Raw genomic sequence first — 16,376 nt, 5'->3', positions numbered from 1 at the left:
GAGGATTGCACTTGTTCTGATGACAAGCCGAGCCTGCAGCGCTAGCCTGCCGGCAAAATAAAATACACGGGAGGAATACCATGCCTGACGCAATGGTCGCCGCACGTGAGTCCAAAGCGGCGAGTGGAACAGCTCAACAAGTCGATGTTGCCGTGGTCGGCGCCGGATTTGCCGGCCTCTATCTTCTCCATCGCCTGCGCAAGGCCGGCCTCTCGGCCGTCGGTCTCGACGAAGCTGGCGATGTCGGCGGCACCTGGTACTGGAACCGCTACCCGGGCGCGCGTTGCGATATCCAGACCATCGACTACAGCTATACGTTCGATCCGGAACTCGACACAACCTGGACCTGGTCGGAGAAATACGCGGCCCAGCCCGAGATCCTGCGCTATCTCGGCTTTGTCGCGGATCGCTATGATCTGCGCCGCGACATCCGCTTCAAGACCAAGGTCACCGAAGCCAAATGGGACGAGAAGGCCGAGCGCTGGCAGCTGACTACCGACAACGGTGCACCGGTCTCCTGCCGCCACTACATCATGGCCACCGGCTGCCTCTCCGCACCGAAGCCGCCGGAGATCGACGGCGTCAAGGATTTCAAGGGCGAGGTGTATTTCACCGGACGCTGGCCGCATGGCGGCGTCAATCTCGCGGGAAAACGCGTCGCCGTGATCGGCACCGGCTCGTCGGCCATTCAGTCGATCCCGTTGATCGCAGCACAGGCCGCGCATCTGACCGTGTTCCAGCGCACGCCGAATTTCGCGTTGCCCGCGCACAACGGCCCCTCTCCGTCCGATCGCATGGATCTATTCCAGAGCGACCGCGCGGCCTATCGCGAACAGGCACGCCAATCGATGACCGGCGTGCCATATCCGCAGCAGACGGTGGTAAGCTGGCAATTGAGCGATGCCGAACGCCGCGAGCGCTTCGAACGCGCCTGGGCCGCCGGCGACCTCGTCCACATCCTGACCCAGCTCTGGGCCGACCAGGGCGTCGATTTCGACGGCAATGCACTGATCGGCGAGCTGATCCGCGAGAAGATTAGCGCTGCCGTGAAGGATCCGGAGACGGCGGCAGCACTGATGCCGCATGATCATCCGTTCGGCGCAAAGCGTCCCTGCCTCGATACCAACTACTACGCGACCTATAATCGGCCGAACGTCACGCTGGTCAATCTGCGGCAGGAGCCGATCAAGACGATCACCGCAGGTAGCATCACCACCGGCAAGCGCAGCGTCGATGTCGACGTGATCGTGTTCGCGACCGGCTTCGACGCCATGACCGGCGCGATCCGCGCCGTGCATCCGATCACCGGACGTGGCGGCAAGTCGCTGACCGACGTATGGGCGCAGGGGCCGCAGAGCTATCTCGGGCTGACGGTCGAAGGCTTCCCGAACTTCTTCATGATCACCGGGCCCGGCAGCCCGTCGGTGCTGTCGAACATGGCGGTGTCGATCGAGCAGCATGTCGACTGGGTCGTGGATCGCCTCAAAGCATTGCGTGATGCCGGCTTCACCACGATCGAGCCGACCGAGACGGCGCAGGCCGGCTGGGGCCGGCACATGACCGACTGCTCGATGGTGACGCTGCATCGGCTCGCCAACACCTGGTACACGGGCGCCAACGTGCCCGGCAAGGTGCAAGGCCTGATGCCCTACACCGGCGGCGTCGGCCCCTATCGCAGCATCTGCGACGAGGTCACGAGCCGTGGCATGCTCGGCTTCAGGCTCACCGGCCCCGACGGCGCTGCGCAGTGCAATGACGGCGAGGTAGTGCAGCTGCAACCCGATGTGCGGCTGGTGCTGAACCTGCTCGCGTCGCTGAACCTGCCGCCGATCGAGTCGATGGGCGCGCAAGGCGCGTGCGCCTTCGTCAACGAGTTCAACAAGGGCCGCCCTGCGGGACGGCCGATCGGCGACATCGTCGACGGCACGCTGCCGGGCACCGACGGACCGCTTCCCTATCGTGTCTACAAGCCCGCAGCACCGGGGCCGCATCCGGTCGTGGTCTATTTCCACGGCGGCGGCTGGGTGCTCGGCGACGAACAGTCCGACGAGCCGTTCTGCCGCGACATGGTACGGCGGACCGGCATGATCTTCGTCAGCATCGGCTATCGCCATGCGCCGGAGCATCGCTTCCCGACGGCGGCCGAGGACGGCTATGCGGCAACGCGCTGGATCGCCGAGCACGCAGCCGAGCTCGGCGGCCAGCCGGGCCCGGTGCTGGTGGCGGGCTGGAGTGCAGGCGGCAATATCGCCGCCGTCACCTGCCAGCTCGCGCGCGACCGCGGCGGCCCGGAGATCGCCGGCCAGCTCCTGCTCTGCCCGGTGACCGACTGCAGCTTCGATCGTCCCTCCTACAACGACAATGCGACCGGCTATTTCCTGACGCGTTCGCTGATGTACTGGTTCTGGGACCTCTACTGCTCACCGGCCGACCGCACCGATCCGCGCGTCTCGCCGCTGCGCGGCAAGGTGGCGGGCCTGCCGCCCGCCTTCGTGGTGACCTGCGAGTTCGATCCCTTGCGCGACGAGGGCATCGCCTATGCCGAGGCGATGGCAGCCGCGGGCGTCCCGGTCGAGCAGCTCAAGGCGCGCGGGCATTTCCACTCGTCCTTTGCCATGGTCGACGTGGTGATCACCGGCGTCCAGGGCCGGACCCAGATGGCCGAAGCCCTGCGCCGCTTTGCCGGGCTTCCGCCGGGGGTCCGGCATGGCGACGAGAACAGCCATGGGCATGCCAGCCCGGGGCACAGGATCGCGGCAGCCGCAAGCTGAGGCGCACACATCGCCGGGGAACTATTTCCCGGCCGATGCGTTGTCGCTGCGTGGCATTGAGATGCAGCGATTGGTGTGGGCCCCGGCACGCAAGCCTTGCGTGCTGGGGTTCTTTTTGCGTGAGGCGGGGACGATGGGTGGCGTATCGGTTGATTCAAAGGTCGATTTCAGCGTGCTCGCCGTGCTGCATAAATGGCCATCGCTAGCAAACCAGCGAAGGCCGGAGCGGGAATCCTACCAGGTGAGCCAAGGCACGCTCGACCAGTGCATCTCGGCTTTCATGGAGAAGCCGGCGGCAACCCGGCATCTCTATGAGATCCACACGGCGCCGCAGCCGCCGCTGGTCACGGACATCTTGTCGGCCGAGCACGTCACCGAGCTGTCACGGCTGCGGGAATTCCTCTGAAGGCGTCCGCGCGACAAGCTTCTCACTTGCTTCTTATGACTTGCCAGGAACCTTCTTCCAGTTGTTCCCGTTATCGGGGATCGGAAGCCAAGAATCCAAAGAAGGCGTGAGTGCCTGAGATGCTTGAAGCCAGTGTGTCTCGTCCGACCGTGCCCTATGGCGCAGATCAGACCCTGTTCGTGGTGATCGATCGCCGCGACAAGGGAACTGAAATCCGCGTCGAGCGCAGCGACCTCGAGGCCACGATCGGCGAGCTCGTCGCCGGTTGCTTCAACGACCCCATCAAGGTGATCTCCTTCAACACGCTCGAACACTGGATGAAGGATATCTCGACCGAGATCGCCGGCGAAATTCGCGCGCGTTGCGATATCGATGGCATCCGGCTTCCGGACTACCTCAGCGACTTCGTCGAGAGCCACACCTGATCGCGCATCGTCTTCACCGATACGCTTCAATAACGCAGGCAACAAAAAAGCGCCGCTTCCGCGGCGCTTTTCGTGTGGCAACAATATTTGTTTGAGCATGATCTTACCGGAAAACCGCTCCGCACTCTTCCGGATCATGCATCTAGTGATGCCAGAACAATGCCAGCAGCAGAACGATCGGCAGCGGCACGCCAGGCAACCAAAGCAAAGCACCTCGTCCAAAACCCATGACGTCCTCCTCTTCAATCCTATTCATGACGCAGGAGAAGAGAAGAAGTTCCGCGCTTTGAGGCGAGGGCGAATGCGTTCAGAGCATGGATCGATCGCAGGCGTTACGCGCGCCGCCTGCCGGCGATGACCTCGATCTCGCGGCGGCGTTCGCCCGCGAAGGTCAGGAGCTGTTCGATCGTCCGCGTATCCGTGATCCGTTTGGCGAGCCGCTCGGCGCGTGCGGCCTGATCTTCGAGATACTGGATCGTGTTCAAGCGCCGCCTCCCCAAAAGCTCCGAATTTGGAGCCGCGATTTGTTTGGACAGCCATGGTGCGCGAGAAGCGGCTAACAGCCGGTTAAGCGCGACGCTTCGACGTCGATCGATCGCGCCTTATCGCACGACGTCGAGCCTGACATTGGCGACGCCCCTGTCGACCATGCCGAGCGCCTCGGCCGCGGAAGGAGAGATGTCGACCACGCGCCCACGAACATAGGGCCCGCGATCGTTGACCCTGACGGTCACGAAGCGGCCGGAGGAGACATCGGTGACGCGCAGCTTTGTGCCGAACGGCAGCGTGGGATGGGCCGCGGTCAATTCGTTCTTGTCGAACTTCTCGCCGCTCGCGGTCTCCGTATCCGAATAGAAGCTGGCAACGCCCTGCGACGCTGTCTGCCTGGCACTCGCTGCATCGTCAGACGGACGCGGCCTGTGGATCGGACGCGGATGCAGCGCCGCCACCCTGTGCGGACGCTCGATCGCGGTTTGCCTCGTGGTCGGAGCAAGATCGGCTTTCTGGCGGCCGGCCGGCGATTGCGCGCACGCCGCAAGCGATGCAGCACCAACGGCGACGAGCAGCAACCGACACGAGGATGTCAGCGAAATCCGGGCAGTTTCGGCATTTGCAAAGCGAGACATGATGCGCCCTCCGAACAACCCTGAGTTTCGGTGGGCAATCGGGGCAGAACCTTGGCTGAAGGAAAGCGGCCTTGCGGCCACCATCGTTTCGCGCCGGCTGTGGCGATTCCACCACAGTTGATGTTCTGAATCGGGACAGATTCGCGAAAAATCAGCTCGATACGATGCGCCAGAGGATCGGGCGCGTCTCCGGCCGGGCCTCGCCGGTCTCGGCGTCGCCCCTCAGAAGCCGCACCAGCTCACGCCGGTAGAGCAACCGCCAGCCGGTTTTCAGGCTGGCGAGAAAGTCGAGCTCCCGTTGTGTCAGTGCGCACATCATGGACCCGATCCGGTTGCGAGGGCCGCGTCGTCAACCGACGAGGCCCCCCATCGCTTTGACGTCCGCGCTGCCGGGGAAGACCGTCTCAGCAAGAATCTTTTCCTCGACGCGCAGATGATCCCTCAGCAGGCCCTTCAGCACGGCGCGCAAATCGGTGGTCGGCTTGAGATCGCGGTCCTCGAACAGCTGCGCCGACTTCAGTCCCGGCCAGTCCGCGATCACACGACCGCCCGCGAGCGCGCCGCCGATGAGGAAGGCGACTGTGCCGGTGCCGTGGTCGGTGCCTTGCGTGCCGTTGATGCGCGCGGTGCGGCCGAACTCGGTGACGACGGCGACGACCGTCTCGCCCCACACCTCACCCATGTTGCGTTCGATCGCGGCAAAGGCGCCGTCGAGCGCACCGAGCAGATTGTAGAGCTGGCCCGAGGCAGCACCTTCGGCGATGTGCGTGTCCCAGCCGACAAAACCCATGGCGCCGACACGCGGGCCGTCAGGCTTGGCAAGATAGCGCGCCGCGGTGCCGGCGGCTTCGGCGAAGTAGGCACGCACACGCTCGATGCCGGGCGGCATCAATGTCGGATCGTCCGACATCGGATCGCCGGTGCCGGGCGCGCCGCCGAGCGAAGCGAGCTTCATCCGCGCCTGGAGCACGGTCGCGAGCTTCGGATCGGTGTGCTGGTAGAGATCGAGCAGGCGGTTCTGCGTGTCCTCGCTCGCCGGCAGCAATTTCTGCGGCACCCATGTCATCACCGGTGCCGAGCCGCGCACCACCAGCGGCGTCACCGAGCCGATGCCGAGCGCGCGGCTGCCGCGCGGGTCGACGCGGCCGCCCGATTCCAGCGCGAGCAGCGCACGGTTGAGCCATCCCGAACTGGTGGCGCCGGGCCTGGTGAACCCGCTCTCCAGAACGTCCTGGCCGTCGAAATGCGAGCGCTCGCGATAGGGCGTCGCGGTGGCGTGGACGATCGAGGCCTTGCCGCTCTTGTAGAGCCGGTGCAGGTTCGGCATCGCCGGATTGAGCGCAAAGAACGCATCGAGCGGCAGCGCGGGCGGCTTGCCGTCCAGCGCCAGCGCGCGATCGCCGCGCAGCGAAATCCAGTCGGGATCGCCGACGGGTGCGACCGCACCAAGACCGTCGAGCGCGCCGCGCAGGACGACGACGAGCAGACGCGGATCGCGCCCTTCGGCCCGCGCAAGCCGCGGCATCTGGCTCCATGCGAACAGCGCACCGGAACCAACCAGAAGCTCGCGCCGCGTGGGCAGATGATTGACGAAGCCCATGCTCACCTCCTCTGAAAATCTGCCGACATGAACAACAACGCCAGCGCCTGCTGCCGGCTCTCGGCGCGGCCGACGGCTTGCTTCACCTCGGGCGCGATCTCGGATGCGAAGACGTCCTCGATGATCGCTTGCGGATCGGCTGTGGCCGCCACACGCTCGGAAAAATTATTGGCGAGGTCGAGCCGCCGGCCCACGCCGTCGATCCAGCTTGCCTCGTCATCTGGATAGCCCTTGGGCGCCGACGGGCGCCACAGCCCCTCGCCGAGAAGATCCTGGCCTGCGGTGAAGCGTGTGGGATCGACGTCCTTGATGCCGGTCGCGCGCACCATGCCGACGACCCATTCGCCCGGACGCTTGAGCTTTGACGGCGGCCCGCGCCAGGCCTCGTCCGACGAGACCATCGTGATCGCGACCTGCTTGAGATCGCCCTCGGTGTCGCGGAAGGTCTTTGCCATCTGCTCGACCAGTGCCGGCGGCGGCTCGTCGGCCACGAAATGCCGTGCGAGCTTGGTCGCGACATGGGTCGCGGTCGCCGGATGTGCGGCGAGATCGCGCAGCACGGCGCGGCCCTGCTCGGCGTCCTCCTGCTCGTAGCGTTTGCCGAGCACAGTCTGCCCGCCGGGCTCGTGGAGCCGCGGGTTGAAGGTGAATTCGCCGCCGTGCTCGGGATTATCTCCGGGCGGAACCAGCGTCCATCCCGTCAACACATTGGCGAAGCTGATCACGTCGTCCTGGGTATAGCCGGTGCGAACACCCAGCGTGTGCAATTCCATGATCTCGCGCGCGATGTTTTCGTTGAGGCCGCGGCTGCGGTTGATGCCGGCGATCGAGTTCGCGCCCATCGAGCCGAGATTGTCGAGATAGAACAGCATCGCCGGATGGCCCTCGACGGCCAGAAGCAGATCGACGAAATGGCCGAGCGCATTGGCGCGAACGGCCTCGCGCTCATAAGCACCCGACATGCTCTGGATCTTGTAGGCCGAGATGCAGAAATGGTTGGACCAGAACCACACCAGCCGCTCGGCGAAGCCGATGTCGGCGCCGAGCGCGGCTTCCGTGCGCAGCTTGGCTTCCTGCAAATAGATCGGACGTCCGGGATCGGGGACAGCCTCGGCGGCCTGCTTGGCCGCCATTTCGGCCGCGTCTTTCTCGGTGCCTGAACTCTGCACCTGCCCTTGCGTTTGATCTTCCGACATGACCGGCGCCGCAGCCACCTGCTGCTTCTTCGCCTGCTGCTGCGCCTGCTTGGCGCGCGCCGCCCGCCGCGCATTGGCGTCGGCCACGGTGCGAAAGGCTTTCGCACTGGAGGGAAGGCTGGCGGCGGCGCTCAACACCAGCGGCCGGTCGAGTTCGGCGATCAGCGCGCCGCGCGGGTCGGTCCCGACAGCGGCGATTGATCCCGGTCGCGGCCCCATCCCGAAACGATGAAGCGCCAGCACTGCTTCGGCCTTTGCAGAATTGCTCATGGCGAACGCCCAATTCTCCAAGCTGCCCGACGGAAGCGAAGTCGCCACCATCAAGCTACGATCCGTAATGCTACGAAGTGTAACACTAGAGCTGGATCGGCGCAAGCCGAGATTGAAAGCCCAACCGTGCTGTCCCGACCGAGCCAACGCGCATCCGCAATCCGGCGGATGCGCGTGAGAGGTCTAGAAACTCGGCCCGAGCGCGATCTTGGTGATCGTGCCGTTCCTGACGCCGATGCGCCATTCCGCCGAGCCGTTGGCGAACTGGGCGATGTAGATGTCGCTGTCGAGCGCGGTGACGCCGCGGAACGAGATTGCGCGCAGCGTGCCGAGCCGGGTCAGGATCGCCTGATCGAACGGAAGCTGCTGACGCGTGAGATCGGCAACCTCGGTCGTCATGAGATCATAGTCCGGCTGCCCCTTGCCGACGCCGTCGATATAGCGGCGCAGCATATCCTCGCCATTGGCGATCGGAACGTCGCGGCGTGCCGCACGCCCCTGCCGCGCGGCGAGGTTTGACGCCTCGACATTGTGGAAGCGCGTCTGCCGGCCCGGCATCAAGACCTCGAGGCACCGCCCGGACTTGTCGGCAATCATCCACGGATTGTTCACAGTGGTCGTGAAAGCCCAGGAGGTGGCGGGCCTGACCACGCCCTGCGTCTTGCGATTGCCTGCGGCGTCGAGATTGAAGACCTGGATGTCCTCGCCCATGTCGTTGTAGATCATGACCCTGATCGGCGAGGTGCCGGCGCGCCCGCGAACGTCCGGCTCCTCGGCACAGGAGACCATGCCTCCGATCTCGCTATTGCCATCGGGACGGAGCAGCACGTCGCCGGCCTTGCCATCGGGATCGATCAGCAGGCGGAATTCCGCCGTGCCGTTCTCGAACTTCGCGCCATAGATGTCGTAGCCGCCGGGGCCGACACCACGAAAGAAGATCGATTCCACCGCGCCGAGCGCTGCGACCGTCGCAGTCAATTCGCCGAGCTGCAGGTGCACCTTGGCGGCGAGCGGCGCGCTCATGCGGTCGTAGTTCGGCGTGCCGTGGCGCAGATCCTCGATCCCGCGCAGGATCATCTCCTTGCCGCCGTCGGCAGGGACCTGCTCCCGGAAGCGATCCGGAACCTGCGCGATACGGCGTGCGAAGTCGGCCTCGATCGCCTGCGCCACGCCTGCGTCGATCCGCGGCGCAAGTCGGGCGCCGAAGACCGCATTCTGGACCAGCACGCGCGAGACCTTGGCCTGCCCGTCGCGCAGGAAGATCAGGAGATTGCGGCCTTGAATCGAGAAGACATCGGCACCTTCGGCCAGCAGCGTGGCACCGCCCTGCACGGTTTCCTGTACCTGGAGGCGATCGCCCTCGCGCCGCACGGTGAGCACGCGGTTCGGCGCGACCCTGTACCAGCCGACATATTGGTCGAGCGACGCCGGATCGGCGGCCGGCGTCGGCGTTTCAGCGACGCGAACCGCCCGCACGTCGCGGCCATTCATGTGCAGCATCAGTTCGGAAGACCGGCGCTCCGCATTGAGCGGGAACCTGATCTCGCCGAACGACGACGCGTAGGACGCCGTGCCGTCATTGCCGACCGTGAGGCGCAGCTTGCGCTGCCCGGTGAGCTGTCCATAGAGATCGTCACCCTCGCGGAAGATCGCGAACACCGAGGCCGGGCCCATCGCGTAGAAATTGACGAACGGGCGATAATGCTCAGCCGGCACCTCGCCGAGATTTTCCGCGACGGGCGCGGGATCCGGTGTGCGACAGGCGATCATGCCGGCGGAGATGATCGTGACCGGCACGATCGCCGCCGCGATCCACAACCGCTTGCGCCAGCCGACCGCCACGGGCATGGCGGCGGCCGCGATGATGCGCTCGACGCGGGCGCGCACGGTCGAGGCCCGCGCCATCGCGAGCTCCATGGGCCGTGGCTTCACGCCGGTTGCGACGTCCAGCAGGATCTCCGCATAGGACCACCGGTCGTCGATCACCTCGATCGCCTCGGCATCGCTGATGATCTCGGCAAGCTCGGCGAGCCGCGCGAGCTGCCACCACGAGAACGGGCTGAACCAGAACACCGCACGATTGAGGGAGGCGAGCAGCAGGACGTAGAAGTCGCGATTGGCGACATGCGCGCCCTCATGCGCGAGCACCGCGAGGCGCTTCTTGGCGTCCCAGCCGGCAAATTGCGGCGGCACCAGAATGGTCGAGCCGAAAGTGACGGGACCGCCGACGTCGCGGCTGACGCGCACGTCGGCATCGATCAGCTGCCCGCCCTTCATCGGTTTTGCCGCCCGCGCCATCCGCCAGGTCAGGCCGAGGCCGATGGCCAGCCGCAGCAGCAACAGGCCGGCGACGACGGCATAGGCTATGGTGGCCACAAGCCACCAGTTGATCGACGCGATACTCCTGGCCGGCGGGGCCATGTTCGTGCCGGGCGAGATCGGCAGCGCCGGCTGCGGCGTCTCGGACATCGAGATATCGGCCGGCCACAATTCGTCCGGCACCGGCGCCGACAAGGGCAGCCGGTCGATGGTGAGCGTCGGCCAATGCATCACGAAGGGCATCGCCAGCGACGCCAACAGCACGACGACCCACGCCGTCATCTGGACGTGCGGATTGCGCACGCGAAACAGATTGAGACCGAACCAGACGACGCCTCCCAGCACGAAGGAGCGTAGCGCCGCCTCAGCCAGAGTTGCGATCATTCTTTCTTCACTCCCCTCGCCTTCTTCGCCTTGGCCACCTGGTCGGCCAGCGTGCGCAATTGCTGCTGGTCGAGCATCGCATTGTCCACCATGCCAACGAGGACCTCCTCCATCGAGCCGTTGCAGAACCAGTCGACGATGCGCTGCACCGCCTTGGCCGCAACCTGCGCACGTGGTTCGGCAGCGTGGTAGACATAGGTACGGCCGTCCACGGTGTGGTTAGCATAGCCCTTTTCTTCGAGCCGGCGCAGCACCGTGCGGACCGTCGATTCCTTCAGCCGACGCGACAGCCTTTCGCGCACGACCTCGGCCGTGACAGGACCATGGGCCCAAACCAGTTGCATGACCTCGTGCTCGAGGTCGCCCAGGTCGGGCAAACGATCGTCCATGGTGGCCTACCTAACGGCTTGAGTTCTCTTGTAACGCTACAGATCGTCGCATATACGACCGCGCCGCGCAACGGCGATTCCACCTGAAATGGTATCGCCGTGCTGACCTAATGAGCGCGTTGCGACCCGCGAGGGCGGTGCGCTCCCTCTCCCGCTTGCTTGCGGGAGAGGTGACCGAGCCAGCCGCCAGATCGAGTCAATCAGAAGTCATCAGGCGTCAGTACCGCGGCTCGTACATCTGGGATCGCACCAGGCCCGTCACGTCATTGGGCGCGGGTCCGTCGGCCAGCCCGCGCTGGTAGGCGACGTCTGCGACCGCAGCGGCAATCCCAACGGAGACCTCGCGGATTCGCGGCAATGCCGGATAGAGGCTGCCCTGTGCGAGGTCGTCCTTGCCGACGCAATTGGCGAGCGAGTGAGCGGCGGCCATGAACATCTCGTCCGTGACCAGCCGCGATCCGCTAGCGATGACGCCGAGGCCGACGCCCGGGAAGATGTAGGAGTTGTTGCCCTGCCGCGGCACGAAGGTGCGGCCGTTGAGCGTCACCGGGTCGTAGGGGCTGCCGCAGGCGAACAGCGCACGGCCTTCGGTGTAGCGATAGGCATCCTCCGCCGAACATTCGGCCTTCGAGGTCGGGTTGGACAGCGCGAACACGATCGGATGCTCGTTGAGCTCGGCCATCGCCTTCAGCACCTCGGGCGTGAACGCGCCGCCGACCGCGGCGACGCCGATGATCGCCGTTGGCTTCAGCGTGTTGATCGCGGTGAGGAAGTCGGCGATTGGCGCCTGGTCTGTATGCGCATAGCGGAGCTTGTGGCCCGACAGGCCCGCCCGACCGCTGACGACAAGGCCGCGGGAATCCACCAGCCAGTTGCGCCGAAGCGACTCGGCCTCGGAAGCGCCCTCCGCCATCATGGCGGAGACGACGAGATCGGCGATGCCTGTGGCCGCCTCGCCCGCACCGAGGAACAGGATGCGCTGGTCCCTGAGCTTGCCGCCAGAGATGCGCAGCGCTGAAAACAAGCCGGCGAGTGCCACCGCCGCGGTGCCCTGGATATCGTCGTTGAAGACGCAGGCCTCGTCGCGATATTTGTGCAGCAGCTTGAACGCCGAGTGATTGGCGAAATCCTCGAACTGGATCAGCACGCCCGGGAACGTCTTTCGCGCCGCGACCATGAATTCGTCGACGAAGCTGTCATAGGCCTCACCCGTGAGCCGCCGCTCGCGCAGGCCGAGATAATAGGGATCGTTCAACAGCTCTTCGTTGTTGGTGCCGACGTCGAGTACGATCGGGAGACAATGCTCGGGATGCACGCCGGCGCAGGCCGAATAGAGCGAGAGCTTTCCAACGGGAATGCCCATGCCATTGGCACCGAGATCGCCCAGCCCAAGGATGCGCTCACCGTCGGTCACGACGATGAGTTTTGCGGGATTGGGCCAGTTCTTCAGGATGTCCGCGATCTGGCCGCGATCGCGCGAGGAGATGAACATGCCGCGCGGCCGCTGGTAGATCAGGCCGTATTTCTGGCAGGCAAGCCCAACCGTCGGCGTGTAGATGATCGGCTGGATCTCGTCGATATTGTCGACGACGACGCGGAAGAACAGCGCTTCGTTGCGGTCATGCAGTGCGTTCAGCGCGACGAATTTTTCGAGGTCGGTCGGCAGCGTGCGCAGATTCGTGAGCACGCGCGCGACCTGTGTCTCCATCGTCAGCACACACGGCGGCAGCAGGCCGCGCAAGCCGAGCATATCGCGCTCCGCTTCCGTGAAGGCGGTGCCCTTGTTGAGCAAGGGATCGCGCAGCAGCGCCATGCCGTGAGCGGGATCGGACGATGTCGGTTGGGCCACGACCCGGGCAGGTCTATTCACGAATTCCCCCAAGGAGTTTCTTATTGAACGATCGGCATTGTCGGCCACCGCACCATCGAGATCAAGGACGTTGCCCCTCAGGCAGCGATTGTGATCTCGCACCGCAGCGAGATTTTCGTGCAGCTCGCAGGCTGCGCGCGACGCAAAGGTTAACGTCGCAAGGCTATTCCGGCTTGATGTCGGCGGCCTTGACGACCGGCCACCATTTCTCGGTCTCGGCCTTCTGAAAGGTACCGAGTGCTGCGGGCGATTGCTGGTCCGATGGTGGAATCTCCTGCCCTAGTTCGGCAAAGCGCTGCTTCACGGACGGATCGGCAAGCGCGGCAACGATGGCCGTGTTGAGCTTGGTGACAATCTCCTTCGGCGTGTTCTTCGGTGCCCAGATGCCGTGCCAATAGGAGATATAGAGGCCGGGCAGGCCCGCCTCGTCGACGGTCGGGATATCAGGCGCGGATGCGAGCCGCGTCGGCGCGGTCACCGCGAACGCCTTGATCGAACCGTTCTTGTAGTGCGGCAGCGAGTTCGACGCCTGGTCGAACATGATGTCGATCTGCCCCGCGACGAGATCGATCATCGCAGGCCCCGCGCCGCGATAGGGCACGAACTGGAAGTCGGTGCCGGTCTTTTCCTTGAAGAAGACGCCGGCGACATGCGCGCCCGTGCCGGCACCGGCTGTCCCGGCGCTGGCCTTGCCGGGGTTCTCCTTCAGCCAGGCGATCAGCTCCTTGAGATTGTCGGCCTTGAGTGACTTCCGGCCGACGATGAGCTGCGTCCCCATCGCGACCAGCGCAACCGGCTCGAAATCGGCGACCACGTCATAAGGCAGTTTGAAGATCCCGCCGTTGAGCACATGCGTGCCCCAATGGCCGATCGTGATGGTCGTGCCATCCGCGGCCGCGCGCGCGACGCGAGCCCCCGCAATGCTGCCGGAGGCACCGGCCACGTTCTCGACCACGATCGTCGCATGCAGCTCGGCCGCGATCCGTTCCGACAGGATCCGCGCCAGCGTGTCAGTCGGCCCGCCCGCCGCGAACGGCACCACGAGGGTGATGGGGCGTGACGGAAACGACTGGGCGCCGCAAGGCGCGGTCCACAGCGCAGATCCGATCAACGCACAAATGACGATCACATGACGGCGCAATCCGGCCCACAGCCCCGCATCATTCTCTTCCACCCTTTTTGTCGCCCGCATGTCATCTGCGGGCTGGAGCCGGAGTGAACGCTGCCGGATGAGCGGAGGCAAGCCGGAAAATTTATCGAGCGGCTATCCGGCCGCCCGTCTTGGCGTCAAATTGGCCGCGCTATCAGCCTGTGGCGCGATCTGCATCAGAATCGTCTGGGTGGCGGATGCGACCTCGATGCCGTTCTGCTGGAAACGCTGCTTCATGCGGCGGTTGAACTCGCGCTGGACCGGCCAGCGGCCCGCCTCCGTGCAGCGGATCTGGCCGACGATCGACACCATCGCGCCATCGACCTTGTCGATGCCCCAAAGATCGAGATCGCCGCGGATGACACCGCGGAATTCCGGCTCGCGGCGCATGTCATCGACAATATCCTTGAGGATCTGGCCAGCGCGGTCAGTGTCTTCCTTGTAGGCGACGTTGACGCTGACGGAGGCGTTGCCGGCGCCGCGGCTGGCATTGGTGATGGTCGTCACCGCGCTGAACGGCACGATGTGCACGGCGCCGTCGCCGGCGCGGAGGCGAATGGTGCGGATCGAGACGTTCTCAACGACGCCGGAGAGGCCCGAGACGCTGACGTTGTCGCCGACCTGGACCGTATTCTCCAGCAACAAAAACAGGCCGGTAATGAGGTCTTGCACGAGCTTCTGCGAGCCGAAGCCGATGGCGATGCCGACGATGCCGGCACCCGCGAGCAGCGGCGCGACATTGACGCCGATCTCGCTCAGCGCCGTGAGGCCGACGACGGTGGCGATCACGCACAGCAGCGCGGTCCGCAGCATTGGTTGGAAGGTGCGCAGCCGCGCGGCGCGGGCATAGTGTCCGTCGCGCGACAGCGTATTGATCTGGCGATCCAGCAGAGCGTTGCTGGCTTCCCAGATGGCCGCGGCAATGAACACGGCGAGGCCGATCGTGACAACCGCCGAGATCAGCCGGCTGCCGATCTGGCCGCCATAGAACCAGACGATGGCGTCGACGCCCCAGACTTCGAGCACGGCCACAAAGCCGATGAAGGCAATGACGCCCGAGACGATTTTTCGCAGCAGCGGCAAATAGCGGTTGGCGCGGATTTCCAGCCCCGGAAAGCGCTGGAGGATCTCCGGATTGATCCGAAAACCGCGGTCGATCAGGCTCAGCGTCACCATGATGGCGACGCGCGTGACCAGCACCACCGCGATGGTGCCAACGAAATATTGCAGCAGCAGTGAATAGCCGTTGCGGATGTTGAGCGCCCACACCGCCCACAGTGCCAGATCGAGCGCGATCGCAAGATAATGCCAACCGCCGGCGATGCGGTTGCGAAGACGTGCCGCGATCCCCTGCCGCTCGGCCGGCGCGCGGATGGCGTCCGCGACCTGGCGGCGGCATTGCAGGATGATGACGACGACGAAGAGATGCACGACCAGCATCACCATGCGCAAGAGCGCCGCGTAACCGGCGCGATGCAGGCCGAGCAACAGCGCCACATTGGCAAAGGCGATGCCCGACACGCCGACGCCGACGATACGGCGCGCCCAGATCTCGATATAGGCTGCCGTTTCGGCGCGGACGGGAAACAGGCCGAACGGCCCGGCCAGCGCGCGAACGACGCAAATGAGTCCGCGCGAGAACACATAGGCGTTGACGACGGCGAGGATCACGAGTCGGACTGTCGCGGGATTGCCGATCTCCGTTCCGAGCAGCGCGCTCGCCAGACCGACAAAAGCGAACACCGGGAGCAGCTCAAGCACGAGCCGTCCGAGCACGAAGGGCAGCCGCAGCAACAATTGCCAGACACGGGCGAGGCTATGGCGATGCTTGTGCAATTCCGGCGAAGGGGTGACATCGGCCACCGATGATGGCGGATCGGCAATGGGCAGCACCTGCGCCGGCAGGCGCGCGGTTTGCGGCACGCGTCCTTCGAGGAATACCACGGGACGCCGGATCAGGCGAAAGATCACCCACTCCGCCGAGAGGGCGCAGCCGAACACCAACGCGAGCTTCCAGGCGATCTCGATCAGGAGATTATAGGCGTCGGGATCATTCGCGGTTCGCACGATCCAGTAATAGAATGCCGGGAAATGCGTGAGCGTGCGGGCCATATCGGCGACTTCGCTCGAAATCTCGCCGATCTGCTCCGACACGGTGAGCAAGAGTTGCGCGCCGAGGCCGTCGGCCGAGAGCGGGATCGGCGATTTTGGCTCGGGCGCCGGCGGCGCGGACTGTTGCGGACCCGACGCGTTCGCAATCGCGCGCAACGTATCGATCATCTGCGCACGCTTCTGGTCATCCTGGAGCGTCTCCAGTGCACGCCTGGCTTCATCAGGCGACAGCGCAGCGGCATTGTTGGAGGCCGGCGCAGCCAGCTCGGCGCGGGCGGCAGAGAGAGAAGAGATTGCGAGGAAGAGGGCTGCGAGAAATGCCTGAACAAGCTTATGCGACACGGGGATTCCCTGGAA

General features: G+C 65.1%; 13 protein-coding genes. 3 read left to right on the top strand and 10 right to left on the bottom strand.

Translation table 11 applies throughout. The features are described 5' to 3' along the window. Nucleotides 1-80 precede the first annotated feature (80 nt). The 3 genes from UB31_RS20975 (at nt 81) to UB31_RS20965 (ending at nt 3,602) form a co-directional block, all read left to right on the top strand. Complete coding sequence (locus UB31_RS20975; protein WP_045006255.1) at nt 81-2,771, top strand: flavin-containing monooxygenase; 2,691 nt, start codon at nt 81-83, stop codon at nt 2,769-2,771. Between the two features lie 133 nt (nt 2,772-2,904). Then, nucleotides 2,905-3,177 carry a hypothetical protein gene (locus tag UB31_RS20970; protein WP_045006254.1) on the top strand — a complete coding sequence of 91 codons (273 nt, stop codon included), beginning with the start codon at nt 2,905-2,907 and terminating at the stop codon, nt 3,175-3,177. Between the two features lie 119 nt (nt 3,178-3,296). Then, nucleotides 3,297-3,602: a hypothetical protein gene (locus UB31_RS20965; protein WP_045006253.1), complete on the top strand. Its 306-nt coding sequence runs from the start codon at nt 3,297-3,299 to the stop codon at nt 3,600-3,602. A gap of 332 nt (nt 3,603-3,934) precedes the next feature. Here the strand turns inward: UB31_RS20965 and UB31_RS42235 are convergent, their stop codons facing one another. From UB31_RS42235 to UB31_RS20925, 10 genes are all read right to left on the bottom strand, one after another. Further along, entirely contained in the window at nt 3,935-4,087 is a 153-nt protein-coding gene (locus UB31_RS42235; protein WP_197087372.1) for a hypothetical protein, read from the bottom strand. 117 nt (nt 4,088-4,204) lie between these two features. Beyond that, nucleotides 4,205-4,729: a septal ring lytic transglycosylase RlpA family protein gene (locus tag UB31_RS20960; protein ID WP_045006299.1), complete on the bottom strand. Its 525-nt coding sequence runs from the start codon at nt 4,727-4,729 to the stop codon at nt 4,205-4,207. Nucleotides 4,730-4,880: 151 nt separating this feature from the next. Next, complete coding sequence (locus UB31_RS42230; RefSeq protein ID WP_197090837.1) at nt 4,881-5,048, bottom strand: hypothetical protein; 168 nt, start codon at nt 5,046-5,048, stop codon at nt 4,881-4,883. A gap of 30 nt (nt 5,049-5,078) precedes the next feature. Then, nucleotides 5,079-6,329: a DUF1501 domain-containing protein gene (locus UB31_RS20955; protein ID WP_045006251.1), complete on the bottom strand. Its 1,251-nt coding sequence runs from the start codon at nt 6,327-6,329 to the stop codon at nt 5,079-5,081. 2 nt (nt 6,330-6,331) lie between these two features. Further along, nucleotides 6,332-7,795 (bottom strand): DUF1800 domain-containing protein, encoded by a 1,464-nt coding sequence (locus tag UB31_RS20950; protein ID WP_045006298.1) that lies wholly within the window; start codon nt 7,793-7,795, stop codon nt 6,332-6,334. 183 nt (nt 7,796-7,978) lie between these two features. Next, on the bottom strand, nt 7,979-10,498 hold the full coding sequence (locus UB31_RS20945; RefSeq protein WP_045012241.1) for a M56 family metallopeptidase: 2,520 nt from the start codon (nt 10,496-10,498) through the stop codon (nt 7,979-7,981). Next, nucleotides 10,495-10,887 carry a BlaI/MecI/CopY family transcriptional regulator gene (locus tag UB31_RS20940; protein WP_045006249.1) on the bottom strand — a complete coding sequence of 131 codons (393 nt, stop codon included), beginning with the start codon at nt 10,885-10,887 and terminating at the stop codon, nt 10,495-10,497. Before UB31_RS20940 ends, UB31_RS20945 begins: the two co-directional genes overlap by 4 nt. 217 nt (nt 10,888-11,104) lie before the next feature. Continuing rightward, on the bottom strand, nt 11,105-12,736 hold the full coding sequence (locus tag UB31_RS20935) for an NAD-dependent malic enzyme (protein ID WP_082078574.1): 1,632 nt from the start codon (nt 12,734-12,736) through the stop codon (nt 11,105-11,107). Nucleotides 12,737-12,920: 184 nt separating this feature from the next. Next, nucleotides 12,921-13,949 (bottom strand): tripartite tricarboxylate transporter substrate-binding protein, encoded by a 1,029-nt coding sequence (locus UB31_RS20930; protein WP_045012240.1) that lies wholly within the window; start codon nt 13,947-13,949, stop codon nt 12,921-12,923. A gap of 72 nt (nt 13,950-14,021) precedes the next feature. After that, nucleotides 14,022-16,361, bottom strand: a complete 2,340-nt coding sequence (locus UB31_RS20925; protein ID WP_045006247.1) for a mechanosensitive ion channel domain-containing protein — start codon at nt 16,359-16,361, stop codon at nt 14,022-14,024. Nucleotides 16,362-16,376: the final 15 nt, after the last annotated feature.

It is taken from the genome of Bradyrhizobium sp. LTSP849 (assembly GCF_000938255.1).
Lineage (GTDB): Bacteria > Pseudomonadota > Alphaproteobacteria > Rhizobiales > Xanthobacteraceae > Bradyrhizobium.
The sequence above is the reverse complement of the archived record's forward strand: the minus strand, read 5'-3'. Positions and strand labels throughout refer to the sequence as shown.